This window comes from Brevibacillus sp. HB1.4B (assembly GCF_013284285.1).
GTDB lineage: Bacteria > Bacillota > Bacilli > Brevibacillales > Brevibacillaceae > Brevibacillus > Brevibacillus porteri.
This window is the reverse complement of record NZ_JABSUT010000002.1, coordinates 478,243-504,183: the sequence shown is the minus strand read 5'-3', so window position 1 is coordinate 504,183 and position 25,941 is coordinate 478,243. Positions and strand designations below refer to the sequence as shown.

Below are 25,941 nucleotides of genomic sequence, written 5' to 3'. Positions count from 1 at the left end.
AGAAGTGTGAAAATCGCTGCAAAAGGAGGAATTGTGTCATGAAGCGAAAACCGATACAGGGAATGCTGGCCGCTGCACTTTTGGTCACATCTCTGTGGAGCGGGACACCAGCGCTTGCTTACAGTATTGGTGATGAAGAAAAAATAGACGGTAGCCAGCCATCAATATCCTCAGCAGGATATGATATATCAAAAAAATATGCGGTATGGATGGTTGAAGGTGGGCAAAGAGTAACACTCTACAACCTTGATAAAGGTAACCAGAGCGAAATAGGTGACAAGGAATCAGAAAAGACGAATCCAAAGGTCGATGGAGATTACGTCGTATGGATTGATTCCCGAGATGGCGGTTCAGATGTCTATTTGTATGACATTGTGAAAGAAAAAGAAATCCGTTTGACAAGTGGTTCTGCTTCGGTCGATGGCTTGGAGATTGCCGATAAAAATGTTGTTTGGACAGAAAACGGCGATGTTTATCTACATAAAATTTCTACTGGAGATACAGAGATCGTATCAGCGAGTGGAAAAGCAAGCAACCCGGTGGTAAGCAGTGGTTATGTTGCTTGGGAAGATGATCGTAATGGCAATGATGACATTTATTACTATGACATCAAAGCAAAGCAGGAAAAGGCTGCCGTTACTGCTAAAGGGGATCAAGGGCGTCCAAGCATTTTCTCCAATCAAATCGTGTATGAGCATCAATCGGCTGGCGACCTCTATTCCTATTCCATCAGTAACGGTAGAATTAAGGAATTGACTGATGATGCAAACGAACAGCAAAATGTACATTTGTATCAAGAGGATTATGTCTATTCTGACAATAATGACTTGAAATATCGTGAGCTTGGCAAAACGTCTGGTAAAAAGATCGCGAGCAATCTGTACGGTGAGACCGGACCGAAAATTTATGGCGATTTCATCTTATTCGCGAAAAAAGATAGCAACAAAAAGCTCCAACTCCACCTGTATGACCTGGACGAAAAGGAATTAGTTCCGATAGGTAATGCAGGCGGGAAACCAAAGGAGCCAAGTGCTCATGATCGTTATGTAGCGTACGTAACCGAGTCTAAAAAAAATAATACGATCGTTTTCTACGATGTCGAAAATAAAAAAAGTAAAGTCATCAGTAATCCAGAACATGATTCTGTTCGCCCTGTTGTAAGCTCGCGTTATGTTGTCTGGTATGACGAGCATGAAGATGCACTCTTCTCCTACGATATTCGTAAAGACACTCAAAAGCAGATTACACATGAAGATGATGATCAAAAACCGAGTGAGAAGCTTTATGAGATTGACGGAGAGCGTCTGTTATGGGTAAATATCGATGGCAAAACAGAAGTGATCATCACAGATCTAACGACTGGAAAGCATACGGAAGTTACGACGGTGAGAAATGAACCATTAAGTGTTGATATTTACAAAAACTACGCTACCTGGGTAGTGGAAGAAGGCTCAAAGAGTGCAAGCATCGTACTCTACGATATCGAAGAAGATGACGAGACAGAAATCCGCGATAATGTAAAAGTAGAGAAAGCAGAAATCGGCGATAACTTCGTTGTTTGGAGCGAAGATACAGGCAATTCCAAAACCGGTTGGGATTTGTACTATTACAACATCGACCGTCAAAGAGTCAATCCGTTGCTACGTTATATGGATGGTGACCAGAAAAATCCACAGGCTTCACGCAATATGATTTTGTATGAAGACAATCGTCTGTCCGCAAAAAGCAAGGAATTTTACTATGAGCTGTATGATTTCGAAGAGGATTCCTATAGCAATATTGAGTGGGATGATGATGCGGAGATGGAAAATGCCCGCATCGGTGGAAATCGCGTTGTCTGGGTCGATGAGCGTGATAAAGACCCATATGTATACACGGTGGCATTCGCTCCAGGTAATGATGATGACGAAGATGACGAAGACTGATTCTGCACAATAGTAGTCAGGCTTTTATAAAGAAAAACAGACGAAAGGAATTCTTTCGTCTGTTTTCTTTTATGTCCGGCATAAATACGGCTTCAAAAGTACAAGTGCTACGAAAAATAAAATGACTGCGACATAAGCAGGCAAGAGATGAATAAAATCGACATAGCCAACAGTAAAATGTATGCCTATGCCAGAAATAAAGCCTGGAATGCCTGCTAAAAACAATGTCCACCAAATCCACGCTTCTCCTCGTCTGATACCCCAAAGGCTAATCAGTAAGACGGCCAGGCCATTCGAAACTAAGGCTCCGCCAAAGCCAGCACGGTCATGAGCAATCACCGGAATTAATCGCTCATTGTAAGACTGCAAGGTATCAGCTGATACACAGAGAAAGACGAGGTCGGAAGGAATGAAGACACCTGTGACGCCGATGATCGAAATGATGATACCAGCCCCTGTCAAACCAAATCCGATGATGACAAAGAGCAATTGTCCCCATAGAGCCATTCGCCAATCCTGATCATTGTGAAGCTGAGGCGGTAGGCGAGTCAAATGAACCTTTGCAGGTGCTCGTAATGCGAGCAAAAACATGGGGAACAACACGAGCGCTAAAGTCGCGTGCAAGTAATCGAAGTATCCGTATCCAATAAATAAAAAGAAGCTGGAAAATCCAACAGCACCGGAGACGAGCAAGATGGTCCGCGTCCAGTGAATGTCTTTGCGTAGACCATGGTAAGCCAGTTGACTATACAAAATTCCGATGGATATCATCGTTCCTGCCAGACTAATCCGATCGTGTGACATAAAAGAGAGGATTTGCGCATTTAAGAGTGCAAGCTGGTCGGCTGACATCCCGAGAAAGCGTTCGTCGTAGGGGAGGACGACGGTTGTTGCGGCGACCAGCCAAGCAAGTGCCCCACCAATAATCATGCCCACGCCCAACAAGAGTCCCCATATCCAAGAAGGAAATAAAAAAGCAGGTCGCTTTTCTTGAGGAGCGTCAGTGTCTGGCTGTGTTTGCAAGATGGCTTCGTTAATTCGTTTTGGCAAGCCAGGGCCAGAATAGACCAAGCCACTGTGCAACTGTACAAAATTGGCACCCGCTGCCAGAAGAGTCAGAGCATTTTGTGGCTCCAGAATACCACCTGATCCAATGATAAGGGCATCTGACCACTGTTCCCGTGCCCAGGAGACAAATTTGACGGCTTGCTCGTGTGAACTCCTCCCCGTGATGTAAACAGAGTTGTCCTGAATCGTGCCTCCAGCGACAACGAAGCCGTTGAGTCCTGCTTCTTTTGCCGAGGTAAGAATCGGGAGTGCTTCCGCTTCTGCAAGACTCGGTGGGATCGCCAGTAAGAGTGGCATATCCGTCTTGTTACGCAAACAGGAGAAATGTTCCTTCCAAGCTGTATGGCTCCATTCTGGTTGTCCCATATTCGCCCGCGTATCTATTGTGAAAAATGAACAAAAACGCTCCAATCTGGCGATCAGCTCCTGAAGCTCTTCTGTGGCATCTCTCAGGCTGGCCTCTGGTCGGCAGGCCAATCTGACTCCGATAGGAATTTGGATGCCAGAAGCCCCCTCCAGGCGCCTCTCAAGGGTGTGTATACCATTATTTTCCAATGGACTAGAATAGTGGATATTCATCGCGGCAATGTCACGTTGAACGGTGCCGTCAGAATCAATCGGTTCTTTGGACACAGGCCCCAGCTCTAGAAACCCGAAGCCGAATTTGGACAGCGCCTGAATGGCGATGCATTCCGTGTCTAATCCGGCACCCAACCCGACTGGAGTAGGGAACGTGACTGGACCAATTGTTTTGGAGAGCTGTGAGGGAGGCTCCATATGTCCCATCCATTCGATGATGTACGGACCACCCGGAATTTTTGCCAAAGTGCCGATTGACTTCAAGGTAATAGAACGGGCCCGTTCGGGTGGCATGAGAAAGAGAAGTGGCCGAAACATCGTTTGATACGACCAGTCTGGCATGGCAGCATAGCCCACCTTTCCTAATTTTTCCCAATTCCATCTTATCTTAAAGTGTTTGTATAAAAAATAAAAAAAGCTGCTCTCTTGTGAAAGAGGCAGCGTTTTTTGGTTCGGATCGCTTAGCCAGAAATGGCAGTTTGTCTTTTTACGACTTTGATCGTTTTCAATGTCTCATCTTCAGGACCTTGTACGGGTAATCCGACTCGGATGTTTTCCTGAATGTACGCGATATTTTCCTCGGTGATTACCTCTCCAGGAAGGAAGATCGGGATACCTGGAGGATAGACCATGATGAACTCAGTGATGACTCGACCTGCTGCTTCCGCCAACGGAATCGTCTCTGTTTCTGCATAGAATGCTTCTCGAGGGGTGGTGGACAGTACAGGGATATTCGGCAGTGAGATGGTCGGCTTCTCTTCTGCTTGTACGTGCGAAAATTCAACGGACAGATCACGCAATCCATTTACCAGCGTGCGGATGGATTCTTCCGTATCGCCCGCAGTAACGAAGCAGAGGATGTTGTACAAATCGCTCATCTCTACTTCAATGTTGTACTTGTCACGTAGCCAGTTCTCGACTTCCCATCCAGTGATTCCGAGATCGCGTACGTGGATGAGGAGCTTGGTTGGGTCCATCGCAAAAGTCGCAGGCTTTCCGAGAATCTCTTTGCCAACGCAGTAGATGCGCGGGATTTCGTTAATCATATCGCGTGCTTTTGCTGCCAGTTCCATCGCTTGGTCCGCGAGCATTTTCCCGTTGAGGGCCAAATGCTGACGCGCCATGTCTAACGACGCGAGGAAGATGTAAGAAGTCGAAGTCGTCGTGAGCATACTCATGACCGTTTTCACCCGATCGACATCAACGAGGCCTTCCCGTACATTCAAGATCGATGTTTGGGTCAAAGAGCCACCCAGCTTGTGTACGCTGGTTGCTGCCATGTCGGCACCTGCTTGCATGGCCGAAATCGGCAGTTCCTCATGAAAATGAATATGCACACCGTGAGCCTCGTCTACCAATACCGGAATTTCATAGTTATGCGCAGCCCGCACGATCTCACGTAGGTCACCTGCAATACCGAAGTACGTTGGGTTAATCACCAACAGGGCAGCAGCATCAGGATGGGCTTCCAGTGCTTTTTGCACAGCCTTTACTGTGATCCCGTGAGAAATACCCAGACGCTCGTCCATTGCAGGGTGAATAAAGATTGGGATTGCTCCAGCGAAAATAACCGCCGACATAATCGATTTGTGTACGTTACGCGGTACGATAATTTTGTCGCCAGGACTGCATGTCGCCATAATCATCGCCATGATGGCACCGCTTGTTCCTTGCACGGAAAAAAATGTATGGTCAGCGCCGAATGCCTCGGCTGCCAAATCTTGTGCTTCTTTAATCATTGCCTTTGGGTGATGCAAGTCATCCAATGGCGCAATGTTGATGAGGTCTATCGAAAGAGCGTTGTCCCCGATGAACTCGCGAAATGCCGGATGCATACCCATACCCTTCTTATGGCCCGGAATGTGAAATTGAATCGGGTTCCGGTTGGCGTGCTCCAACAACCCGCTGAACAAAGGAGTTTTCATTTGTCTCACTACGATCGCCTCACTTTACTAATCAAGAATAATAAGGGGAAAAACAAACAAATTGAGTATAGCAAAATAGGGGGGGAAAGCAAGCGAATTTTTATTCATGTTTACGAGTGGTGGCAGGAGTTTGGCCTGTAAGCCGAGAAGGTCATTTACATGGGGTGATAATTGGATGAAAACGAGAGTAACGGAGCTACTTCAAATTACATATCCGGTCGTTCAAGGTGGCTTGGCTTATTTGGCTTACGCAGACTTGGCTGCTGCTGTGTCAAATGCCGGGGGACTCGGTCAAATTACGGCTATGTCCTTGCCATCGGCTGAAGCACTGCGGGAGGAGATTCGCAAAGTCCGTGCATTGACGGATAAACCATTTGGTGTGAATTATGCAATTGGTCAACACGGTCGGCCGTATGAAGCAATGCTGGATGTGGCGATTGAAGAAAAAGTGGCAGCTGTTTCGGTAACAGGAGGCAATCCAGAGCCGCTGCTGCGCAGACTCGATGGTCATCCCATCAAAAAGCTTGTTTTGGTTGCGTCTGCCCGTCAAGCACAAAAAGCAGAATCGATTGGCGCGGATGCTGTGATGGCTGTTGGTCAAGAAGGTGGGGGGCATCTGGGACGAGATGATATTGGGACGTTCGTTTTAATTCCGCGTGTGGTGGATTCTGTGAAAATTCCGGTATTGGCTAGTGGTGGTATCGGCGATGGTCGGGGGATTTTGGCAGCGCTTTCACTTGGTGCAGAAGGTGTGGAGATGGGGACGCGATTTATTGCGACGCAAGAATGTGTCCATGCGCATTCTGCCTACAAAGAGGCGTTGGTTGCTGGAACCGAGCACGATACCGCAGTTATCAAGCGCACACTGGGGACACCTGCCAGGGTCGTTCGTACACCAGGCTCTGATCATATTCTCCAATTGGAAAAAGAAGGGGCAGGCTACGAGCAGTTAAAGAGCTTCATCAGTGGAGAGAACAATTGCACATTTATTTATGAGGGCGACAGCCAGCGTGGCTTTGGTTGGGCAGGTCAGGTTATTGGATTGATTGATGATGTACCAAGTGTCCAGCAATTGTTTGACCGCATGTTTGGCGATGTGAACAAGTCGTTGGATCGACTGCGGTCTTTTTCCTAAAACAAAAGAACAGGCCTGCGTTTTTCAAATGAAAGCGGACCTGTTCTTTTGCATATAACTTAACTAAAGAAAGCGGGAGGCGGTCTATCCACGAGAATTTCCTAAGGTATAGAGCTTACTCAACACGCCAAATGTTTCTTCGAGACGACTCACCAATGCTTCTCCGTCTGCTAGGATTGGATCATGACGGTCAATGGTAATACCACAGAGCAACTCCGCTTTTTTTACCTGTGCCAGCCTGTCCACCAGCTTTTTCACGCCAGCAGTGCCCAGCTCTTTTTGAGAAGTGCTTGCTGGTTGCATATGATCTGGAGACCAGTGAAAATGCTCCGGAACCATCGCGATGACCTCATCTAGACGCTTGTTAAACGCATGACTGATGATCTCTTTGGAAGGAGACTCGTAAATTACCGCGTACCAAACAAACAAATGTGTTCCCCACAAGCCGATTTGAAAGTGCGGATGTTTTTTGTAACCGCGTTTATCATTAGCCCAGGCAACCCACGTATCAGCTGGTGGGTTCACCGTACGGCGTGCATGCTTTGCTATGTGTGTAAACATTTCATCTCCGGTTGCTACAGAGAGAAAAGGCGCAAAATGTTGGCTGAGTACTTCGAATTTAGGACGGATATTGGTTTTGATCGCGTCCATCCGAGCATCCAGTCCATCAATGGCAAAAACATCAAAATCTTCTTGACGAAAGCCTGGAAACGTTAGCATGTAACAAACACCTCTTTTAAGCATCATCGAACCCCACTGGAAAGAAAAGGGCGATCGTCCCCGTCAAGGGAGCTTGGAATCCTCCATATGATATCATACCATCCAGGAAAAAAATACATGCCGAGTTTTATGAATAGCAAAACCAAAGCCTGAATAATATGATATACCACTCACTCCCTTGCGGCTAATTTGATATCTGAGTATTCTGTCAACGGGAGGGGCCTGTAGAAGATGAATCTCGGCATGGAGTTGGAGTATTTTCATTTGGCAGTTTGGTTTGACCGCAAAACATTGCACGCGATGGTGCAGGCCCTGGTGGAAGCAGGGGTGAGCGTCACGTGGAAAGAATCTCCCGAGCAGTTTCACCTCCTCGTGAACACCACAGATGGCCGATCCGACTGGAAAATGCAGCGTTTAAACGGGTCCTATAAGCTGCACATTACCGGCATTCCTGTCAATGATTCGCGGGTGGCACTTGTACTTTACCACTTCGTAGAGCGGGCAAAAGGGCATGCCATGATCAAGGTCACTTTTGAAGAGTGCGTCTTGCTGAAGCAAATCCAGTACGGAGAAGTTATCAGAATAGTGGAATTAAAAGGAGCTGAGAAAAAAGTGATCTATGAAAAATTTTGCAATGTAACGATGGATCAGGTAATTGCCGCGATGAAACGACGTGACTCGGAAGAACGCATCCCGGTGCTGCGTCTGGAGTTGGATTATGAACTGGCGACGTTGTATGACGCAATGCAAGCCAAAGACCAAAGTCAAATGAAACAGTCCACAGAGCGATTAAAACAGCTCCGTCGGGAAATGTTGCTTTTGGAAGCGTAGGCAGACTGGAGGATAGCCAAAGGACGATGAGTTTGACACAAACGAATACGGAATGAAAAAGCGACATCTCAAACAAATGAGGGTGTCGCTTTTTTTGGTTTGACCGTCGCTTATTTAGTAATTGTTGTTTTTATGAAAGACTTGTTTGAATGGGAGGCCCGGCGGTTGTACAATAAAGAAGGTTTTTGACAGCATATTTACGCACGCACCGGAAAGGAAGAAAAGTTTTGGAAGCATTCCTATCACAAATCCCCAATGTAGCGATCCTGCTTTTAGCCGTCATCGCATTGACACTGATCCTATTATGGATGGTGATTATGCAGTCTGTCCGGATTAGTCGATTGAGGAAATCAATCAACCGGATCATGACAGGGACGGGAGGAGCCAATCTCGAGGAAGGCTTGCACAGACTGCTGGATCAGGTAGAGGAAATGAAAAAGCAGCATAGCGATCAGCAGTTTGCCATCAATCGTCTGTCACAGCGAATGGCAGCGCAATGTGGCAAAGTAGCGATTATCCGTTACAATGCCTTCGGGGATGTCGGCAGTGATCTTAGCTTTTCGCTGGCGGTAACAGATGACGCTGGGAACGGTGTCGTGATCACCAGCATTTTTGGACGAGAAGAATCTCGCGTGTACGCCAAGCCGCTTGAGCAAGGGACATCGAGCTACCATTTGTCTGAAGAAGAACAGGCTGCGATCAAAAAAGCGATGACCTCAACTGCAGGGATATAAGTCCCTCTGAATTTCAATGAAACAGTAAGCATATGAATGAATCAGGGAGTTCTTTTCATTTCCCTGCGTCTGATTGCGGATATTCCGGTTTTTTGCTAAAATTCATCGTCATTTTGCTCAAGACTTTTGAAGGCACCTGAGGTATAATAAAGATGTCAAAAATGGCTTTTTTGCGAAAAACAAAAAGTAGGTGATCCGCCTTCATTACCCAAATCGATTTTCGATTCGCGGGGCAAGGCCAGGTTCTACAGCGTTCTTTTGTTGACACTTAGCGTATCTCCTCTGATTTGGATAACTGTTCGGTCGTATTCGGCCCATGCAAACCAAAAGAATTGAGGAGATATTTATGGCACAGCGTTTAGCAACTAATTACGCCAAGGCCTATTTCACGGTGAATGAAGAAGAGCTGAACCAGTTCGTTTCGCTTTTCACCAATGAACACATTTCAGTCCAAGTCAAAGTGTGTGACAATGGCGATCGTGACGTAATCCTGAATGACAAGAACGGCGAAATTCAATTGAGTTTCTGTCGGGTTGGCAGCCGCTACTCATGCGACAGCTCGTATCTGATCCGAGATAGGCAGCTGGCAAATGCCATGAGAAAAGCAATGAAAGCGTTCCGAGGCTATGGGATTGTCCACCGGATTTATGACGGCTTCACAATGGTGTATCACTACGATCAAGGATCGGTTGTGAGCATTCAGGAGCTAACCGGAGACGAAGAAGTGTCCATCTTTGAAAATAACTCTCTGCATATGGCCAATGAGCTGGAGGCTTTGTTCCAGCAGGATGGCAGCGAGCAGGAGATTGAGTCCTTACGTCAAGAAACGGACCGATGGCTGGATTTGCGTAATTGGGCAAAGAGAACTGCCCCGGAAAAACTTCCAGCAATTGATGTTCGATTAGTAACGTTATCGCGACGTCTATTTGAATTAGAAGTTTAGAAAAAAGGGTGCCTGAGGCGCCCTTTTTTATATATGTGATCACACAGCGAATAACAAAAAGCGGGTTTCCTCCTGACCAGAGGTGCCCGCTTTTTCTTTTTTGCCCTTCGCTTAGCGCAATTGTAATGGTTTGCTCATATTGTACCAAATAGCTCCAGCATGATCTGAGCTGGAAACACCGTTGTTGAAGTATCCATGACTTTCATAATAGCCAATCAAATTTTCCTTACACGTCAGCGTGATCGTCTCACGACCGGCCACTCTTGCTGATGCTTCCAGGTGTGTGAGGAGCATGGAAGCAATGCCTCGTTTTTGAAAAGCGGGAGAAACCGCTAGTCCTAGGATGGTTTGATGCCCGCCCGATGCCGGATTTTCTTTAATCGCTTGAAACAAATCATCCGTAATGAAGGGGGTTTCGATAACGGGTCCATTCACCAACCCCGCAATAACGCCATCCTCTTCCGCTACAAAAAAACTGTCTGGAATCAATCGAATGCGTTTCTCAAATGCTTCCTGTGTCGCAGCCTCTTCTGGTGAAAAGCAAAGCTGCTCGATGGCGATCAGTGCTGGCAAATCTTCTGCTTTGGCATTGCGGATAGTGATCATGTGTTCCGATCCTCTCCATTCTTGTTCGTTTTCCTTTCTCGAAAAGTTTAGAATCTTACCTGTTTGATGTCAACGAGAGCGGCTTGTAGCAAGGGGGCGCCTTCATTCTGTCGAGCGTTTGATCAATTTATTTTTATAGTTCTTGTTTAATCTTGAAAAAGGGTATTGTCAAACTAGGCCGATGCATGGTATTGTTGTTTTCGTTGGAAACAGGATTAGGAACCAGGATTCACTTTAAAGGGTGGATAACAACGGAAACCGCCCCCGTTAGTGAATGACGCAGGTCCTAGCGATGTTTAACATTACACTCGTTAGGAAGGGGGAACCGAAAGATGGAATATTCGACTTTCGGAAGACACGTTGCTGTTGACACATGGGGAGTTCAGTTTGATTTGTTGAACGACGCAGAATTTTTGAAAAAGGAAATGATTGAGGCTGCTGAGGCATGCGGTGCTACGGTACTGAGTGTGCAAGCGAAGCAGTTTTCTCCTCAGGGTGCTACCGTACTGGTTCTTCTCTCGGAAAGCCACCTGTCCATTCACACGTATCCTGAGCGCGGCTTTGCTGCTCTGGATTGCTACACGTGTGGGGAAACCGTTGATCCGCAAATCGCCATCGACTACTTGGTATCCGTGCTGAAGCCGGAAAAAACTTACGCGAAGAAATTAGTTCGTGGTTTGGGTGAACTGCAAGTTGTTGAGCCAGAAATGAAGCTGGTTGAAGCGGCAAAGTAAGTAACAAATGGAAAAGTTTTCAAGAGGTGCGGGCTCATTCCGCACCTCTTTTATATGGAGCTTCGATTCCTATTTGTCATCATGGAGTGACAGTAGGAATTCTGCGGCCAATATCGTGGAGCAGAGAACGAAATTCCGTGGATGTATTGGAGATCTGGCTTTTCATGTCGGGTCTCACATCAACTTGATTGGTCCGATGCGTCGCTTCTTCATAAATATCTGCATGGATGGCACGAATCCGGTCAAATGTCCCTGCGTCGGAGGCTACTTGGATCGAGAAGTTGGGAACACGTGAACGAACGGCTGAGTGGACTTGCTGTTCAATTATGCGCGTTTGTTCAGGGCCAAAATTTTTCCGAACACGAATTCCGATAACGGCATCTGTGCCGCTCACGAGAACAGTAGCACGTTCCACACCAGGCACGTCATCTGCAACCGTGGTGAGCTGTTCAGCTAAATCCTGATTAAAACCATTGACCGTATATCCGTTTCGATAATTGCGGGCATTGATTCCGCCAGTGTAGGCATGATAATCATGAGCGAGGCTTGTCCGTGCACCTGGGGCTTGCTGATAGGTGGTACTTTGTGTGTGCGCTTGATTTTTTGGATGGCTGTTCGAGCTTGCGCATCCAGTCATCATGGTTGTGATCATAAGCAAGCCAACCAAATATTTCGGGCCGTACCGTTTCATACGTATGCCACCTCCATTTTTCTTAGTATGACGAAAATAAAGTCCCTTACTCTGGAAGTGGCTCCCGTAAAAAACTGCCCATTGTGCCGCGTTTCACTACCTGTTAATATGGAAGGTATGCATAATAGAGGAGGTTCACATGAAGCGTCTTGACATACGCAACATTGCAATTATTGCCCACGTTGACCACGGAAAAACCACGCTGGTTGACAAACTTTTGATCCAATCGGGCACATTCCGCTCGAACCAACAGGTAGAAGAGAGAATGATGGACTCTAACGACCTGGAGCGCGAGCGTGGAATTACGATCCTGGCGAAAACCACTTCTGTCAAATACAATGATTTCACGATTAACATCTTGGATACACCAGGCCATGCTGACTTCGGTGGCGAGGTTGAGCGTATCATGAGCATGGTGGATGGCGTTCTGTTGATCGTCGACGCCTTCGAAGGCTGTATGCCACAAACACGCTTTGTGTTGAAAAAAGCGCTGGAAGCAAAAGTTACCCCTATCGTTGTCGTGAACAAAGTAGACCGCGACAATGCACGTCCTCAAGAAGTTATCAACGAAGTGTACGACCTGTTCATTGATCTGGATGCGACGGAAGACCAGCTGGAATTCCCAATCGTATATGCTTCCGGTCTGCAAGGGATTGCAGGACTTGAGCCAGATAAGTTGGAAGGCGACCTTCGCCCACTGTTTGACACCATCGTAGAGCATATGCCTGCTCCTGACGCAGACGAATCTGCTCCGCTCCAAATGCAAGTAACCATGCTGGATTACAACGACTTTTTGGGTCGTATCGGGATTGGCCGCATCTATCGCGGTACTATGAATTTGAATGAAATGGTATCCGTCACTACGCGCGAAGGCGAAGTGAAAAAAGCGCGGATTCAAAAGCTGTTCGGTTTCTCCGGTCTGCAACGTGTTGAGCAAAAAACAGCAAGAGCGGGAGATATCGTAGCGATTTCTGGTATAGATGATATTAACGTAGGGGAAACGGTTTGCCATGTTGATCATCCAGAGGCATTGCCACTCTTGAAAATTGACGAGCCTACCCTGCAAATGACATTCCTCGTGAACAACAGCCCGTTTGCTGGTCGCGAAGGTAAGCACGTGACTTCCCGCAAGCTGCGTGATCGTCTGATGTCTGAGCTGGAGACAGATGTATCTCTGCGTGTAGATGAAACAGATTCGCCAGATGCGTATGTGGTTTCTGGACGTGGTGAATTACACTTGTCCATCTTGGTAGAGAACATGCGTCGTGAAGGCTTTGAGCTGGGTGTGTCCAAGCCTGAGGTTATCATTCGTATGATCGATGGACAAAAAATGGAACCGGCTGAGCTGTTGATCATTGATGTACCTGAGGAATACACAGGGCCGGTTATGGAGACATTGGGTCAACGTAAAGCCGAGATGGTTAACATGATCAACAACGGCTTCGGACAAGTTCGTCTGGAATTCATTATTCCATCCCGTGGTTTGATCGGATATCGTACAGAGTTCTTGACGATTACACGCGGTTACGGTATTCTCAACCACTCTTTTGACAGCTATCGTCCACTTGTACCAGGAGCGGTAGGAGGACGTCACGCAGGGGTACTTATTTCCCACGAGACAGGAACAGCTACCACGTACGGCTTGATGTCCGTAGAGGATCGCGGAACGATGTTCATTCACCCAGGTACAGAAGTATACGAGGGCATGATCGTGGGCGAGCATAACCGTGACAACGATCTTGTTGTTAACGTATGTAAAGAAAAGCATGCGACCAACGTACGTTCTGCGACCAAGGATGAGACTGTCAAAATGAAGGCTCCTCGCATGTTGTCTTTGGAAGAGGCATTGGAATATCTGAACGACGATGAGCTGTGCGAAGTAACACCTCAATCCGTTCGTCTGCGCAAAAAATATCTGAACAAATCAGATCGTGAGCGCTATGAGAAGCAAAGACGCTATGAAGCACAACCGCAAGCGTAAGATAGAAAAGAAAAGAACGCCACTTGATCCTGTTTGGGATGAAGTGGCGTTTTTGTTTGGGCTGTCCTTACAACAGACTTTCAATAGCAGCGATGAGCTCTTCAGGTTGAGTACGAGCACTGATGCGTTTTACAACCTGACCGTCTTTATCCACGAGGAATTTGGCGAAGTTCCATTCGATATCTTGATTTTCTTCGCTCGGGGCATGTTCCTTCAAGTACTGATACAACGGGTGAGTATCAGGACCATTGACATCGATCTTTGCAAACAGCGGGAACGTCACGCCGTAATTTCGATCGCAGAACGTTGCGATTTCTTCTTCTGTTCCTGGCTCTTGTCCAGCGAACTGGTTGCAAGGGAAGCCGAGAACAACGAGACCTTTATCCTGATAACGCTCATACAGCTCCTGTAGCCCTTTGTATTGAGGAGTAAGGCCGCATTGGCTGGCGACGTTTACGATTAGCAGGACATGCCCTTTGAAGGCAGCTAACGTCTTTTCTTCACCGGAAATGGTTTTGACGGCAATATCATACAAGCTCATCTTATTCCCACCTTTTTCTACTGACATATCTTCATCATAGCATGTACGGCGAAATTCATGCCAGCAACATGGAAGAGCCTACCGTTTTTTGACACAGAATCCACCACCTGATAAAGTAAGAAAGATAGCGTTTTCCTAAGAAAAAAGGAGTGACTATTCGTTTCATTCCGCCTATGAGGTGGCATGTGAAGCGGTAGGAGTTTCACCGCTTGAAGACAGGAGAGATAAGTGATGGACTGGATACAAATCGCATCAACCTATGTGCCAACGAATCCAGATCAGCTCACCGCATATGACAGCTTTCGCATATGGGCTGATAAATATCGGGCTTGGATTTTGTTTGTGGAATTAATTATCGTCTATTATCTTGGCTTTGCTACACGTATCCGTATGCCTATTTTGAAAAACGTGCTCTTGTACATCCTTTTGTTTGCTGGAGCTCTCATTTTCGCTATTTTGGATGTGCAGCTTCCTGTGAAAAGTGCAATGTTCGTAGCGATTGCGATTCTCGTGATTGTAAAGGTACGGATCAAGCCGGAGCAAACTGGGCGAAAGTGAGGAGAACCGAGTGAAGCGTGAAGATGCACTTTTTAACTGGCTCCAAATTCAAGTGGTTGCCGATGCGCGACCAGAAGACCACTCTGCTTTGGATACAGCTGCTTTTTTCTTGCAATTGCTGCAAGAGGATCATCAAATGAGCGATATCGGCTATCGTCAGGAAGGCAGCTGGTACGTGCTCTTTGGAAACGCTGAATCTCAAGCCTTGGAAGTACGATACCCTGCTGAATCAGTCGAAGCTTTATTGGCCGCGATTGAAGGCGAACCCAAGTACAACTGCAACTAAAGGGACAAAGACTCCCCTCCACTTGCCGAAATGATTCGGAAGTTGGGTGGAGTTTTTTTGTATCAAGCGCTTTTTGTAGGTAATAAGACGCGGTTTCTTGGAGGATGCAACTTTTGAAAATGATTTCCCGTCAATATTCATGCCCCAAGCAACCAGGGGGATTTTGCCAGACTAGAAGGGGGAACTACCATTGAAAAAGTACATGACCAAGCCCGTATTAGCAGTGGTGACAGCTGCAGGTATTCTTGGCTGTTTGACGCCAATTTTTGCCGATGCAAGCTCGATTGCTAGTCCAAGTGCCACAAAGGTAGTCATGAATGACGAAGGGAAACAAGTAACGCGCTACAATCTGAAAGAACTTGCCCAAAATGATCCAACCACGTTGAACATGCTCTTGAAGAATCAAGCGGATCACTTGTACATCATTGTAGAAGAAATCAACTTGAATACGAAACTGCAAACCTATATGGAAGAAAACAAAGCGGAGTGGGAGCGTATTTACAACGAGTACTACGGCGATATTTGGCTGGAAGTGCGCTTGACAGACAATGATGAAGAAATCGTGAGCGTAAATGCCAAGACTGAAAATAACAAGGTGTACATAAAGGGGATTGTGACTTCGGATGTCACCAAGGTGGTTGTGAAAAAGCCGAATTCCGACATTATTGAAGTCGTTCCGACCAAGGAGCACTCTTTTACGGTCAGCTTTGAAGCTCCAGATGCATCCTATGAACCGTATGTAACTGTGAGTGCCTATGAAGGCAGCAAGCTGGTCGATAGCGAAAAAGTAAAGATCGTACCAAAAGCAGAAGAAGATAAGGAAATGATCATCCATACCATGTCTGTATTGGATGCGAAGAAAAAGGAATTAAAAGTAAAAGGAATTGTCAAGCAAGGGGCAGACAAAGTAACTGTCACCTATAATGGCGTGAAAAAAGAAGCAAACGTGAAGAAGCTGTGGGACGGCGTAGGCAGCTTCACAGTTTCAGTAAAGGATGTACAAGCAGCAAAAGATCAAAAAGCCTTGATCGAGATTTACGAGGATGGCAAGAAGGTTGATTCCGAATCCGTTCAGGTAGAAATCGTTAACGCTCCTGACAAGGATCAAGCGACCGTATATGCCATTAAGGCGACTGCTGTAAACAATCCTGCCGCCAAGTCCATTCAAGTGAAGGGGACAGTAAGCGGCTGGAATAAAAAGGACGACACTGAATTGTATGTGATCGCTCCTGACGGGAAGAAAAAAGAGATTAAGCCAAATGACAAAGGCGAGTTTTCGCTGACATTGTCGTACAAGAATCATTCCTTTAGTGCCAAAACCATTCAATTCGCATTGTATGAAGATGATAAGCTGGTTAAGAAAGATGACGTTGCATTAAGCACAAAAGTCATTGTCGAGCCTGTGAAGCCAACAGATGAGGATAAAGACGATGATGATGACAAAAAGAAAAAAGAAAAAGGGAAGCAGAAAGATAAGCATCCCAACGGCAACGCGTATGGCTATTGGAAAAAGCACGACAAACATCATGATGACGATGAAGATGACGATCGTGACGACGACAGAGACTAGTCTCTAGCGTTAAGGCCGCTGCTTGTAAGTCTCGACGTACTCCACCAATTGTCTGATGTAATCCCCCAGAATGGGGATGGAAAGAAATTGCGTCAAGAGGGAGCCGAGGAAAGCCAAAACGATAGCAGTACCAATCGTCAACCCCAGACCCCGGGCAAGACCTGCGAGGAAATTGATCCAGAGCAGCTTGCGCGGGGCTGTGTAATTTTGGATCACATCTGCTAGTCGGATATCTTCCAGGAACATCGCAATTTTATGCATCCGCTCATTTACCTTCCGAACTTCCTGAAGCTCTTCAAGGACTTGATCAATTTGCTGCATGAGGCGGTCTGTAGGCGACAAGCTGTCCATCCCCTTCCATCATTCGGTATCGTTACTACCAGTCTAGGGAAAAAGACAACCAGAATCAAGGTGAAGAGGAAACGTTTGCCTATCAGCTAGGCGAAGGGTAAAATGAACGTACAAAACGTTTGTTAGGAGGCTTTGAAATGGCTGAAACTGTTTCCCAATCTCTTTCCGAAGATTTATTCAAGCTCTTGCAAAAGGAGCGTTTTGTTACCTTGGGCACAGTAGACCATGAGTCAGGAGCACCATCGCTCAGCTCCTTGTCCTGGACGTATGCTGTCACCGCCGATACGATTCGTTTTGCCGTGGATAATCGCTCACGTATTTTGGCTAATATTGCGAAGGAACCGCAAGTTGTCTTGCATTTGATCGGTGCCGGCTCGTCTTTCGCCATTAATGGTCGTGCTTCTGTCAAAACAGACCGACTGGAAGGCGTTCCGCTCAAGCTGGCCATGGCAGAAATCAAAATTGAGGCTGTTCGTGATATTATGTTTTACGGTTCCCGTATTTCCGTAGAACCACAATATGAAAAGACGTATGACAAAAACGCGGCAGCGAAGCTGGACAATCAAGTGATGACCGCCTTGAAAGATGTAAATTAACGGGTGGAAATAAATTGTTGACAAGAATCCTGCCGATCCTTTAGTATTAGGGTCAATCAAATTGAATAGCAATCTTCTTATCCAGAGCGGCGGAGGGACTGGCCCGATGATGCCCGGCAACCAATCACCTGTATTTTATCAGGGAGATAATGGTGCTAATTCCTGCAGAGTTATCAAACTCTGAAAGATGAGAAGGATTTGCTTACGGTGACGTAAACAAAGCCTTCTTTCAGAGGAAAGAGGGCTTTTTTGATGCCCTTGTACACTATTGGAGGGAGAGAAACAGACATGAATTTGGAAACGAAATTGATTCAGGCGGGAGTAGGCAGAGATGAAAAAACAGGGGCGGTGAGCTTTCCTGTTTACTATGCAACGGCTTATCGCCATCCGGCCTTGGGCCAGAGCACTGGATACGATTATACACGCACAGCTAATCCTACTCGCACTATTTTGGAGGAGACCATCGCTGAAGCGGAATCAGGAGATGCAGGTTTCGCTTGCGCCTCAGGAATGGCTGCTGTTCATACCGTCATGGGCTTGTTTTCCCAAGGGGATCATCTGATCGTTTCACTCGATCTGTACGGGGGAACCTATCGATTGTTCGAGCAAGTGCTCTCTCGCTATGGTCTGACGTTTTCGTATGTGGATTTGCGTGACATTGGTGCACTCAAAAATGCGATTCGCCCTGAGACAAAGGCGATCTTCGTCGAGACACCAACCAATCCGCTCATGCAGATTACCGATATTCGAGCAGTAACGCAATTGGCGAAACAGCATGGTCTCCTTACGATTGTAGACAACACATTCTTAACCCCTTATTGTCAACGCCCACTGGAGCTTGGTGCAGATATCGTTCTACATAGTGCAACCAAGTATTTGGCAGGACATAACGATGTACTGGCTGGACTCATCGTAACAAAAGGGGGAGAGTTGTCGGAAAAAATCAGGTTTTTGCACAATTCAATCGGTGCTGTACTTGGACCACAAGATTGCTGGCTTCTCGTTCGCGGGATGAAAACATTGGCATTGCGGATGGATCGTCATCAATCCAATGCCTTGATTGTAGCGAAAAAGCTGCGTGAGCATCCGGCAGTGGCGGAGGTATTTTATCCAGGTCTGCCAGAGCATCCGGGGCATGAGATACAGGTGCAACAAGCAACTGGGCATAGTGGGATGGTATCGTTCCGCGTACACGATGCAGAGCAGGTGGGATTGTTCCTGCAAAATCTGCAAATCGTATCCTTTGCGGAAAGTCTGGGTGGTGTCGAGTCATTGTGTACGTATCCGGCGACGCAGACTCACGCCGATATCCCGCAAGAAGTCAGAGAGCACGTCGGTGTTTGTGATCGATTGTTGCGACTGTCGGTTGGCATCGAGCATCCAGATGATGTCGTAGCCGATTTGTTTCAGGCATTGAATGCTAGTTTAGTCGTAGGGGGGAGTGTACGATGAATTTTGCAACCAAGATCCTCCACGGTTCGACTTACATTGACCCGTTCACAGGTGCGTCGTCGGTTCCGATTTATCAAGCTTCGACGTTTCATCAGGCTGATATCGATCAGCCAGGTACATTCGATTATGCCAGATCAGGCAATCCGACCAGGCAGGCTTTGGAGGAAGCCATTGCGTCTCTGGAGGGAGGCGCACGCGGTTTCGCGTTCTCATCTGGCATGGCTGCCATATCCAGCGTTTTCATGTTGTTTTCAGCTGGAGACCATGTTGTAGTGGCGGAAGATGTATACGGTGGCACGTTTCGGTTTTTGACCAAGGTATTATCGAGAATGGGCATCTCCGTTACGTTCGTGGATGCAACAAATACTGATTCCGTTCGTGCGGCCATTACATCGGCAACGAAAGGGGTTTACCTGGAGACCCCCTCCAATCCTACCTTAAAGGTGACAGATATTGCAGCGGTTTCTCGTATCGCGAAGGAGCACGGCTTGCTCGTCATTGTCGATAATACGTTCCTTACCCCGTATTACCAGCGGCCATTGGAACTTGGCGCAGATGTGGTCATTCATAGTGCAACGAAGTTTATTGGAGGGCATAGCGACGTCGTGGCAGGCCTGGCCGTTACCAGGGAGGCTGCGTTAGGGGAGCAGCTCTACTTTATCCAGAATGGCATGGGAGCGATTTTGGGTGTGCAGGACTGCTGGCTGGTGATGCGTGGGCTCAAAACATTGAAAGCCCGACTAGATGTCAGCACGAAAACAGCCGCGAGCTTGGCCGACTGGTTGTCATCGCATCCACAAATAAGCCGCGTTTACTATACAGGGCTGGAGGATCATCCTGGTCATCTGATTCAAACACAACAAGCGACTGGTCATGGGGCTGTTCTTTCTTTTGATGTAGGGAGTCGGGAGCGAGCAAAAGCATTGTTTAATCGTGTAAAATTGCCGATTGTGGCTGTCAGCCTCGGGGCAGTGGAAACGATTCTCTCGTACCCAGCTACGATGTCACATGCAGCGATGCCTGCTGAGGAAAGAGCTGCAAGGGGAATCACAGATGGCTTGATCAGGTTGTCAGCTGGCTTAGAGGATTTCGATGACTTGGTAGCAGATTTGAAGCAAGCTTTGGATCATTTGCCATCTGAAGCACCAGTCCATAAAGAAAAAGAGGTATTCTCCCGGGCTTAAATCCGGGGGATACCTCTTTTTCTTTTAAGGGGTTCCTGTACGATTTGCGTTGATTTTGTTTTGTCCTTGCGGCTCTTTGTGCATGCGTTTTTCTTTTACTTGAGAAGGTGTTTCATCGCGAGGCTGCACACTGCGCGGCAGTTGGGGAATGATCCGACCTACGATATCCGCCAACTCTTCCGTAATACCGGCAACAGGATGGCCGCGACGAATATCATCTCTCATTTCCCGTAACCGCTGTACGACGGCAGGGTCTGCGGTTACGACAGCGTTCGCTCCTTGAGGGTCTTCTTTCAGTGCTTCCGCAACCGTATACTTAATGACGCCGACTTCTGGGCGATCCAAATTCGGGTCTACAGTAATACCGACTACAGCATATTTACCCAAGACCACAGCAGTCGCGCTGTGTACCCTTTTCACACGTGTTGCCAGTTGGGCCAGACGATCAGCGGTGGCTTGAGAAGATTGATTATAAGCAGGCTCAGGAGCTGTTTGCTGAACGCGTTGCGTATGAGTGGCATGCTTCGGCTGTGCAGCCTGATTGGCTGGTGGATTTTTGCCCGACATGCATGCTGTAAGCAACAAGCTAAAACCGAGGCAGCAGATCATGATCCGTTTCACAGGCATTCTCCCTTTCCCAGTATTGCCTTCCTTCTTGAGGAGGGCAGGGTTACAAGTATTTTGTTCTGGGCTGCCGATTTTCATTCTGCCAATGGGTCGTCTATCTCTGTCTACCTGAACATAGACTGTAGTACATCACGTCGCCGCACTTGAGCATCCCTCCAAAAATTGCATAGGGTATATAAGAAGGGTAATAGGAGGCGAGATTTTGAAGAAAATCTACGTACTGGACACCAACGTACTCCTGCAAGATCCAAGGGCGATGTTTTCTTTCGCTGACAACGAAATAGTCATACCAGCTGTCGTATTAGAAGAAATCGATTCCAAAAAGCGGTACATGGATGAAATCGGCCGCAATGCTCGGTACGTATCTCGGCTCTTTGACAGTTTTCGTGAGCTGGGGCAATTACACACTGGTATTACCCTAGAAACAGGCGGGTTGTTTCGGGTGGAACTGAATCATTCCTCTTTCCACCGCCTTCAGAAACAATTCACAGAAATGAGTAATGACAACCGCATTTTGGCGGTCGCACTAAACTTACAGGAGGAGGAAAACGGAAAACCACAGCCAAGACCGGTCATTTTGGTAAGTAAGGATGCTCTCATGAGAGTTAAGGCTGATGCATTGAATATTTCCGCAGAGGATTTTCTTTCGGATCGAGTTGTTGGGGAGTTCTCCAGTATTTACCCGGGGTATCAGAAGATGATGGTAGCGTCCGATATCATCAAGAACTACTACGCGACAAGAAAGCTGCAGTTGGCCTCCTGTTTTCCACGCTATCGCTTTTACCCTCATCAATTTTTAGTGCTGAAGGACGAATGCAACCCATCTATTTCAGCGATTGGAAAGGTCGACCCGGACGGAAAAACGTTAGAAATGCTTGTGTCAGATGATGATCCGATTTGGGGCATCCGAGCCCGTAACGTACAGCAACGGATGGCAACCGAATTGCTGCTACGAGATGATATTCCTTTAGTAACTATGACCGGTAAGGCCGGTACAGGAAAAACTTTGCTGGCATTAGCAGCGGGCCTGCTGCAAATCGAGGACCAGCAAAAATACAAAAAACTGTTAGTGGCAAGACCTATCGTTCCGCTTGGAAAAGACATCGGTTATTTGCCCGGCGAAAAAGAAGAAAAGCTTCGACCGTGGATGCAACCGATTTATGATAATTTGGAATATTTGTTTAACACAAAGCGCCCAGGTGATCTGGATAAAATTTTGGCAGGCATGGGTAGTTTGCAGGTGGAAGCTTTGACGTATATTCGTGGGCGCTCCATCCCCGAACAATTTATTATCATTGATGAAGCGCAAAACTTGACAAAGCATGAAGTGAAGACGATCCTGACGAGGGTAGGGGACGGCTCGAAAATTGTGCTAATGGGTGATCCTGAGCAGATTGATCATCCATACTTGGATGAGAGCAACAACGGTTTAACCTACGTGGTAGAAGTATTTAAAGACCAAAAGCTGGCTGGACATATCCAGTTGGAAAAAGGCGAACGGAGTGTGCTTGCACAGCTGGCCGCAGATTTATTGTAAAGAGGATGTATGAAAAACAGCGAGGAGGTCATACTATTTTTGTCGAGCCCGATGATTCATGTAAGTAAACGGCGAAATGCCTTGCAGGAGGCGAAGATCCGTGGATAATCATGATCAAGCAATCGACGAAAGTCGTATGGAGATTAACCGATTCCTTTAGCTACTTTTCTCTACGATGGAGGTTGAAGAGCCAAAGAGAATAACCGGTAGAACCCCATAAGCAATTCGGGCTCGACAAGGACCGCTCCTCATTGGAGCGGTTTTCATTTTTTGCAGATTCGGAGGAAAAAGAAAAACGCGGATAAAAAATTCCCGCGTCTTTGTCCGATTTTCCTTATTTAGCAGCTGTGATCGCATTTCGCAATGACGAAATACATCCGATGTGCATCCCTTCATGGAAAAGAGTGAAGACCATCATTTCCCCATTAGTATGCATAGTGCCTTTGTCCCCTAGCTGAAACGGTTTTGGCAATGGATCATTCAATCGGGAATGCAACTCTTCTTTAATACGCACATGTTGTTCTTTTAGCTCTGCAGCTAAGGTCTCGAGGGAAGGTCCTTCTTTTTGCCAATCAGCAGGCTTGGTTCCTGGAGCAAACATGGCTGCGTAATACGGAGGACATTTCATTCCTTCTGATCCGAAGAGCAAGTAATCTTGTGTCAGGAGAATATGACCAAGATTCCAGCGAATGTTGTTTTTAAAGCCATCTGGAACCACGTCTGCTTCTTCCTCGGTTATTTCCGTCAATCTCGCCAAAAACATTCCGCGAATCAAGTCGTACTGATTCCATACAAAAGAAAAGTCCTGCATAGCAATCCCTGCCCTTCCTCATATTTACATGCACCAACATGTTACCGTATAAACAGAAAAGGGGAAATATACAAACTGTAAAAAATTTGCAAGTTGTCCCTCCATCTCCATACATATGTACAAAGGGGGGAAGCATGATGGTTACGTTGGATTCATCTATTTCTTTTTTGATTTATATAACAGCGGTGTCCAGCGCGGCAGCAGGTGTCACGGAAGCTTTTAAATCAGTCGTTCCCTTTTTGGCGACGGACTATGAGGCGAAAGAAAATTGCTGGGAGGATCAGTATCACGCTGCTAGACTGATGCACTACAAGCGCTTTTTCAATCTGCTTATTTCCGTATTGGCTGCTGGTGTCATTTTTGGCATGCTTGGTCTGGATCCAGCTCTCATTTTAACTGGTGCTGAATCCGCTTATGTAAAAAATTCGTGGCAGTTAGGAACCTGGATGTGGGGAATTGTAGCGGTGTTTGGTTCGCCTTTTTTCGCATCACTCCTCAAAATACTAGAGAACTTCAAACAATCGGTGGACAGCAATCTGCCGCCTAATCGACCGCGCCGCAAAGTCAGCGGAACACGAGAATAAGCTCGTCTCCCTATGGTTGCCCGATGCTTGCCGGATAAGCTAAGATAACCAAAAGAGTGGTAGCAAAGGTGGGCACAGGTGAATGATGTGGAAATGCTTGCGAATGACTGCAGTTTGGGTATTAACAGTTGTTGTCTTGGCGGCGTGTTCGGCCCAGTCGGAACCAACTGCTACATTTGACTCTGAAAATCAAAAGGAATACGGAGTCAACGGCATGTATCTCGGGCAGAACATAAAAGAAGCGATGGATATTTTGAAGCCGACAAAAGCTGATTTTATGGATATGGTGACAAGGCAAAGTTACACGGTAGAGCAGATGTCGCAGGGTGCGGGAGATGCTGTAATGGGGATGCTGCTGGTTGATCAGACCCAGATGATGATCAAAGTCCACAAAGGTGAATTGACATCAATCATGCTGGGAGGAGTTCCGCGTGAGGACGGGCAAAAATTCAAAACATACCGAGGACTCGCCATGTTTGACAGTGCTGAACAGCTAGAGAAGCTGTACGGAAAAGGAAAAGGCGAACCAGAAGTGGTATTTGAGGGCAGTAAATACACCGCCAATTTTGGTCTTGTGGACAATCAAGTAGCGTGGTTCCGATTTGATCGTAAATCATCGTAAAAAGGAGAAGGGAGTTCGCTTATGAGGAACTCCCTTTTTTGCGTGTAAAGGATTCATTTAGTCGGATGGTGCCAAACGAGCTTCACTTGATAAGCCTTCGCGATGCCCTCTGCCAGTGGAATCAAGCTTTGATCGATCAGGTAGGCTTCGGGTTGTTGTGTATTTTCGGGTATCACGCCTAGAATGTGCTCACGGAGTTGCTCCGTAGCAGCCCACTGATCTTCTGAGTGGGATGGAGCCCCGAGCGTTACGATGGCAACTTGATCTGCATATACATACAAATGTTCATTTTGGGAGACAAAACCGATATCATCGAGTTGATCGATTGTGGTTGCTGACGGGAGCAGCAATAGGGAAAAGGCATCGCCTAACATGTTGGACTTCTCCAAAATGGTTTCCAGCTTCTCCAGTTCGGCTTGATTCTCTAAAATAAAAAGCAGTTTGTCCCGATCAAAGACATTGACATGATCTCCGATTTTATGTATGACTTGAGCATAGAAGCCAGGGAGCTTCCCGGCTGGTACATTCAGTTCAATTCCGTACATATGGCGCATGTCATACCCCCATGTTTGCAAGCGTGTTTTTTCTATCGTATCAAAAAATCAAGGAGGTTTCCTATGACGAATCAAAATCTTGCCATTGAATCCTATGCGTTGGGAGCATTTCAAACCAATGCGTATGTGGTGACAAACACCGATACCAATCAAACCATTGTGATTGACCCGGGTATGGAGCCAGATCAGTTGCTTCACGCTCTCGTAAATAAAAACGTCGTTGCCATTCTTTTGACGCATGCCCACTTGGATCATATTGGTGGTCTCAACCAAGTAAGAGAATTGACAAAAGCACCGGTTTACATTCATCCACTGGAGCAGGAATGGCTCACAAACCCTGATCTCAACGGATCTCGACGCTGGAATCTGCCTGAACTCATCGTATGTGAGCGGGCCGAGCACGAACTGGAGGATGGTCAGACTCTGGAACTGGCAGGTTTTCACATTCAGGTGCTGCATACGCCAGGGCATTCACCAGGCAGCTGTTCATTTGTCATTGGCCAGCACTGCTTCGGTGGCGACGTTCTGTTTAACCAAAGCATCGGGCGTACGGATCTCTTCGGAGGAGATTACGAAACGCTGATGATCAGTATCCAAGACAAGCTGTTTGAGCTTGATGATGAAACCATTGTGTATCCAGGGCATGGACCGAAGACGACGATCGACTACGAGAAAACGTACAATCCGTTTGTCACAGGCATGCTCCGTTAAGTCACTTCATCATTCTTTATAAAATATGGGAGAGGATTTTGTCAGGTGGTGGAGAAAAGGAAGGGGTCACCATTTACTAAAGGAG

The 25,941-nt window shown here is 46.8% G+C and carries 27 protein-coding genes and 1 riboswitch; of the genes, 17 read left to right on the top strand and 10 right to left on the bottom strand.

Annotated features, from left to right (window positions below; genetic code table 11):
- The first annotated feature begins 38 nt into the window (after positions 1-38).
- The gene (locus HP398_RS06890; protein WP_017249611.1) at positions 39-1,925 is read left to right on the top strand and encodes a TolB family protein; all 1,887 of its coding nucleotides are present in this window, start codon (positions 39-41) and stop codon (positions 1,923-1,925) included.
- 69 nt (positions 1,926-1,994) lie between these two features.
- Here HP398_RS06890 and HP398_RS06885 read toward each other — a convergent pair whose 3' ends face one another.
- Both HP398_RS06885 and HP398_RS06880 read right to left on the bottom strand, forming a co-directional pair.
- The gene (locus HP398_RS06885) at positions 1,995-3,914 is read right to left on the bottom strand and encodes a beta/alpha barrel domain-containing protein (protein ID WP_173622217.1); all 1,920 of its coding nucleotides are present in this window, start codon (positions 3,912-3,914) and stop codon (positions 1,995-1,997) included.
- Positions 3,915-4,033: 119 nt separating this feature from the next.
- Entirely contained in the window at positions 4,034-5,506 is a 1,473-nt protein-coding gene (locus HP398_RS06880; RefSeq protein WP_069849688.1) for an aminotransferase class I/II-fold pyridoxal phosphate-dependent enzyme, read from the bottom strand.
- A gap of 166 nt (positions 5,507-5,672) precedes the next feature.
- Here HP398_RS06880 and HP398_RS06875 point away from each other — a divergent pair, with 166 nt between their 5' ends.
- Positions 5,673-6,632, top strand: a complete 960-nt coding sequence (locus tag HP398_RS06875) for an NAD(P)H-dependent flavin oxidoreductase (RefSeq protein WP_017249607.1) — start codon at positions 5,673-5,675, stop codon at positions 6,630-6,632.
- An 84-nt stretch (positions 6,633-6,716) separates the two neighbouring features.
- Here HP398_RS06875 and HP398_RS06870 read toward each other — a convergent pair whose 3' ends face one another.
- The gene (locus HP398_RS06870) at positions 6,717-7,352 is read right to left on the bottom strand and encodes a YktB family protein (protein WP_173622216.1); all 636 of its coding nucleotides are present in this window, start codon (positions 7,350-7,352) and stop codon (positions 6,717-6,719) included.
- 231 nt (positions 7,353-7,583) lie between these two features.
- On the opposite strand from HP398_RS06870, the gene HP398_RS06865 reads away from it, so the two are divergent.
- The 3 genes from HP398_RS06865 to HP398_RS06855 all read left to right on the top strand — a co-directional run bounded on the left by HP398_RS06865 (position 7,584) and on the right by HP398_RS06855 (position 9,860).
- Positions 7,584-8,183, top strand: coding sequence for a hypothetical protein (locus HP398_RS06865; RefSeq protein WP_017249605.1), 600 nt, complete (start codon positions 7,584-7,586; stop codon positions 8,181-8,183).
- Positions 8,184-8,410: 227 nt separating this feature from the next.
- Complete coding sequence (locus HP398_RS06860; protein WP_017249604.1) at positions 8,411-8,917, top strand: DUF4446 family protein; 507 nt, start codon at positions 8,411-8,413, stop codon at positions 8,915-8,917.
- A 346-nt stretch (positions 8,918-9,263) separates the two neighbouring features.
- Positions 9,264-9,860 carry a hypothetical protein gene (locus HP398_RS06855; RefSeq protein WP_007723238.1) on the top strand — a complete coding sequence of 199 codons (597 nt, stop codon included), beginning with the start codon at positions 9,264-9,266 and terminating at the stop codon, positions 9,858-9,860.
- A 111-nt stretch (positions 9,861-9,971) separates the two neighbouring features.
- Here the strand turns inward: HP398_RS06855 and HP398_RS06850 are convergent, their stop codons facing one another.
- Entirely contained in the window at positions 9,972-10,466 is a 495-nt protein-coding gene (locus tag HP398_RS06850) for a GNAT family N-acetyltransferase (protein WP_173622215.1), read from the bottom strand.
- Positions 10,467-10,798: 332 nt separating this feature from the next.
- Here HP398_RS06850 and speD point away from each other — a divergent pair, with 332 nt between their 5' ends.
- Positions 10,799-11,200, top strand: coding sequence for an adenosylmethionine decarboxylase (gene speD / locus HP398_RS06845; protein WP_007723244.1), 402 nt, complete (start codon positions 10,799-10,801; stop codon positions 11,198-11,200).
- A gap of 79 nt (positions 11,201-11,279) precedes the next feature.
- Here the strand turns inward: speD and HP398_RS06840 are convergent, their stop codons facing one another.
- A complete protein-coding gene (locus tag HP398_RS06840) occupies positions 11,280-11,891 on the bottom strand; it encodes a YhcN/YlaJ family sporulation lipoprotein (protein WP_173622214.1) in 612 nt (203 codons plus the stop codon).
- Positions 11,892-12,030: 139 nt separating this feature from the next.
- Here HP398_RS06840 and typA point away from each other — a divergent pair, with 139 nt between their 5' ends.
- Positions 12,031-13,872: a translational GTPase TypA gene (typA, locus tag HP398_RS06835; RefSeq protein WP_017249600.1), complete on the top strand. Its 1,842-nt coding sequence runs from the start codon at positions 12,031-12,033 to the stop codon at positions 13,870-13,872.
- 67 nt (positions 13,873-13,939) lie between these two features.
- On the opposite strand, the gene HP398_RS06830 is transcribed toward typA, so the two are convergent.
- Positions 13,940-14,413, bottom strand: a complete 474-nt coding sequence (locus HP398_RS06830) for a glutathione peroxidase (protein ID WP_017249599.1) — start codon at positions 14,411-14,413, stop codon at positions 13,940-13,942.
- A gap of 231 nt (positions 14,414-14,644) precedes the next feature.
- Between HP398_RS06830 and HP398_RS06825 the strand changes: the two genes are divergently transcribed.
- The 3 genes from HP398_RS06825 (at position 14,645) to HP398_RS06815 (ending at position 16,827) form a co-directional block, all read left to right on the top strand.
- Positions 14,645-14,971, top strand: coding sequence for a YlaH-like family protein (locus tag HP398_RS06825; RefSeq protein ID WP_017249598.1), 327 nt, complete (start codon positions 14,645-14,647; stop codon positions 14,969-14,971).
- Between the two features lie 10 nt (positions 14,972-14,981).
- On the top strand, positions 14,982-15,257 hold the full coding sequence (locus tag HP398_RS06820) for a hypothetical protein (protein ID WP_017249597.1): 276 nt from the start codon (positions 14,982-14,984) through the stop codon (positions 15,255-15,257).
- Between the two features lie 190 nt (positions 15,258-15,447).
- Positions 15,448-16,827: a hypothetical protein gene (locus tag HP398_RS06815; protein ID WP_173622213.1), complete on the top strand. Its 1,380-nt coding sequence runs from the start codon at positions 15,448-15,450 to the stop codon at positions 16,825-16,827.
- Positions 16,828-16,836: 9 nt separating this feature from the next.
- On the opposite strand, the gene HP398_RS06810 is transcribed toward HP398_RS06815, so the two are convergent.
- Complete coding sequence (locus tag HP398_RS06810) at positions 16,837-17,148, bottom strand: DUF5665 domain-containing protein (protein ID WP_015892138.1); 312 nt, start codon at positions 17,146-17,148, stop codon at positions 16,837-16,839.
- Positions 17,149-17,315: 167 nt separating this feature from the next.
- Here HP398_RS06810 and HP398_RS06805 point away from each other — a divergent pair, with 167 nt between their 5' ends.
- The 3 genes from HP398_RS06805 (at position 17,316) to HP398_RS06795 (ending at position 20,410) form a co-directional block, all read left to right on the top strand.
- On the top strand, positions 17,316-17,774 hold the full coding sequence (locus HP398_RS06805) for a pyridoxamine 5'-phosphate oxidase family protein (RefSeq protein WP_173622212.1): 459 nt from the start codon (positions 17,316-17,318) through the stop codon (positions 17,772-17,774).
- A 74-nt stretch (positions 17,775-17,848) separates the two neighbouring features.
- Positions 17,849-17,968, top strand: a riboswitch (SAM riboswitch).
- Positions 17,969-18,062: 94 nt separating this feature from the next.
- Positions 18,063-19,226 carry an aminotransferase class I/II-fold pyridoxal phosphate-dependent enzyme gene (locus tag HP398_RS06800; protein ID WP_173622211.1) on the top strand — a complete coding sequence of 388 codons (1,164 nt, stop codon included), beginning with the start codon at positions 18,063-18,065 and terminating at the stop codon, positions 19,224-19,226.
- Positions 19,223-20,410, top strand: a complete 1,188-nt coding sequence (locus HP398_RS06795) for a trans-sulfuration enzyme family protein (RefSeq protein WP_173622210.1) — start codon at positions 19,223-19,225, stop codon at positions 20,408-20,410. The genes HP398_RS06800 and HP398_RS06795 overlap by 4 nt, the downstream gene beginning before the upstream one ends.
- 24 nt (positions 20,411-20,434) lie before the next feature.
- Here HP398_RS06795 and HP398_RS06790 read toward each other — a convergent pair whose 3' ends face one another.
- Positions 20,435-21,037: a YhcN/YlaJ family sporulation lipoprotein gene (locus tag HP398_RS06790; RefSeq protein WP_026043165.1), complete on the bottom strand. Its 603-nt coding sequence runs from the start codon at positions 21,035-21,037 to the stop codon at positions 20,435-20,437.
- A 202-nt stretch (positions 21,038-21,239) separates the two neighbouring features.
- Between HP398_RS06790 and HP398_RS06785 the strand changes: the two genes are divergently transcribed.
- On the top strand, positions 21,240-22,574 hold the full coding sequence (locus HP398_RS06785; protein ID WP_069849661.1) for a PhoH family protein: 1,335 nt from the start codon (positions 21,240-21,242) through the stop codon (positions 22,572-22,574).
- Positions 22,575-22,908: 334 nt separating this feature from the next.
- Here HP398_RS06785 and HP398_RS06780 read toward each other — a convergent pair whose 3' ends face one another.
- Positions 22,909-23,385: a DinB family protein gene (locus tag HP398_RS06780; RefSeq protein WP_173622209.1), complete on the bottom strand. Its 477-nt coding sequence runs from the start codon at positions 23,383-23,385 to the stop codon at positions 22,909-22,911.
- A 137-nt stretch (positions 23,386-23,522) separates the two neighbouring features.
- Between HP398_RS06780 and HP398_RS06775 the strand changes: the two genes are divergently transcribed.
- Both HP398_RS06775 and HP398_RS06770 read left to right on the top strand, forming a co-directional pair.
- Entirely contained in the window at positions 23,523-23,969 is a 447-nt protein-coding gene (locus HP398_RS06775) for a hypothetical protein (RefSeq protein WP_017249589.1), read from the top strand.
- A gap of 82 nt (positions 23,970-24,051) precedes the next feature.
- On the top strand, positions 24,052-24,591 hold the full coding sequence (locus tag HP398_RS06770) for a hypothetical protein (RefSeq protein ID WP_173622208.1): 540 nt from the start codon (positions 24,052-24,054) through the stop codon (positions 24,589-24,591).
- Between the two features lie 53 nt (positions 24,592-24,644).
- Here HP398_RS06770 and HP398_RS06765 read toward each other — a convergent pair whose 3' ends face one another.
- The gene (locus HP398_RS06765; RefSeq protein WP_173622207.1) at positions 24,645-25,145 is read right to left on the bottom strand and encodes a hypothetical protein; all 501 of its coding nucleotides are present in this window, start codon (positions 25,143-25,145) and stop codon (positions 24,645-24,647) included.
- A 63-nt stretch (positions 25,146-25,208) separates the two neighbouring features.
- Between HP398_RS06765 and HP398_RS06760 the strand changes: the two genes are divergently transcribed.
- A complete protein-coding gene (locus HP398_RS06760) occupies positions 25,209-25,856 on the top strand; it encodes an MBL fold metallo-hydrolase (protein WP_173622206.1) in 648 nt (215 codons plus the stop codon).
- Positions 25,857-25,941: the final 85 nt, after the last annotated feature.

What these genes read in the sequence shown, in the direction of transcription:
- HP398_RS06765 (WP_173622207.1), bottom strand. Translation starts at nt 25,145, where the DNA reads ATGCGCCATATGTACGGAATTGAACTGAATGTACCAGCCGGGAAGCTC.
- HP398_RS06885 (WP_173622217.1), bottom strand. Translation starts at nt 3,914, where the DNA reads ATGCCAGACTGGTCGTATCAAACGATGTTTCGGCCACTTCTCTTTCTC.
- HP398_RS06850 (WP_173622215.1), bottom strand. Translation starts at nt 10,466, where the DNA reads ATGATCACTATCCGCAATGCCAAAGCAGAAGATTTGCCAGCACTGATC.
- HP398_RS06790 (WP_026043165.1), bottom strand. Translation starts at nt 21,037, where the DNA reads ATGCCTGTGAAACGGATCATGATCTGCTGCCTCGGTTTTAGCTTGTTG.
- HP398_RS06760 (WP_173622206.1), top strand. Translation starts at nt 25,209, where the DNA reads ATGACGAATCAAAATCTTGCCATTGAATCCTATGCGTTGGGAGCATTT.
- HP398_RS06855 (WP_007723238.1), top strand. Translation starts at nt 9,264, where the DNA reads ATGGCACAGCGTTTAGCAACTAATTACGCCAAGGCCTATTTCACGGTG.
- speD (WP_007723244.1), top strand. Translation starts at nt 10,799, where the DNA reads ATGGAATATTCGACTTTCGGAAGACACGTTGCTGTTGACACATGGGGA.
- HP398_RS06810 (WP_015892138.1), bottom strand. Translation starts at nt 17,148, where the DNA reads ATGCAGCAAATTGATCAAGTCCTTGAAGAGCTTCAGGAAGTTCGGAAG.
- typA (WP_017249600.1), top strand. Translation starts at nt 12,031, where the DNA reads ATGAAGCGTCTTGACATACGCAACATTGCAATTATTGCCCACGTTGAC.
- HP398_RS06800 (WP_173622211.1), top strand. Translation starts at nt 18,063, where the DNA reads ATGAATTTGGAAACGAAATTGATTCAGGCGGGAGTAGGCAGAGATGAA.
- HP398_RS06840 (WP_173622214.1), bottom strand. Translation starts at nt 11,891, where the DNA reads ATGAAACGGTACGGCCCGAAATATTTGGTTGGCTTGCTTATGATCACA.
- HP398_RS06795 (WP_173622210.1), top strand. Translation starts at nt 19,223, where the DNA reads ATGAATTTTGCAACCAAGATCCTCCACGGTTCGACTTACATTGACCCG.
- HP398_RS06805 (WP_173622212.1), top strand. Translation starts at nt 17,316, where the DNA reads ATGGCTGAAACTGTTTCCCAATCTCTTTCCGAAGATTTATTCAAGCTC.
- HP398_RS06825 (WP_017249598.1), top strand. Translation starts at nt 14,645, where the DNA reads ATGGACTGGATACAAATCGCATCAACCTATGTGCCAACGAATCCAGAT.
- HP398_RS06865 (WP_017249605.1), top strand. Translation starts at nt 7,584, where the DNA reads ATGAATCTCGGCATGGAGTTGGAGTATTTTCATTTGGCAGTTTGGTTT.
- HP398_RS06780 (WP_173622209.1), bottom strand. Translation starts at nt 23,385, where the DNA reads ATGCAGGACTTTTCTTTTGTATGGAATCAGTACGACTTGATTCGCGGA.
- HP398_RS06830 (WP_017249599.1), bottom strand. Translation starts at nt 14,413, where the DNA reads ATGAGCTTGTATGATATTGCCGTCAAAACCATTTCCGGTGAAGAAAAG.
- HP398_RS06875 (WP_017249607.1), top strand. Translation starts at nt 5,673, where the DNA reads ATGAAAACGAGAGTAACGGAGCTACTTCAAATTACATATCCGGTCGTT.
- HP398_RS06890 (WP_017249611.1), top strand. Translation starts at nt 39, where the DNA reads ATGAAGCGAAAACCGATACAGGGAATGCTGGCCGCTGCACTTTTGGTC.
- HP398_RS06770 (WP_173622208.1), top strand. Translation starts at nt 24,052, where the DNA reads ATGATGTGGAAATGCTTGCGAATGACTGCAGTTTGGGTATTAACAGTT.
- HP398_RS06870 (WP_173622216.1), bottom strand. Translation starts at nt 7,352, where the DNA reads ATGCTAACGTTTCCAGGCTTTCGTCAAGAAGATTTTGATGTTTTTGCC.
- HP398_RS06775 (WP_017249589.1), top strand. Translation starts at nt 23,523, where the DNA reads ATGGTTACGTTGGATTCATCTATTTCTTTTTTGATTTATATAACAGCG.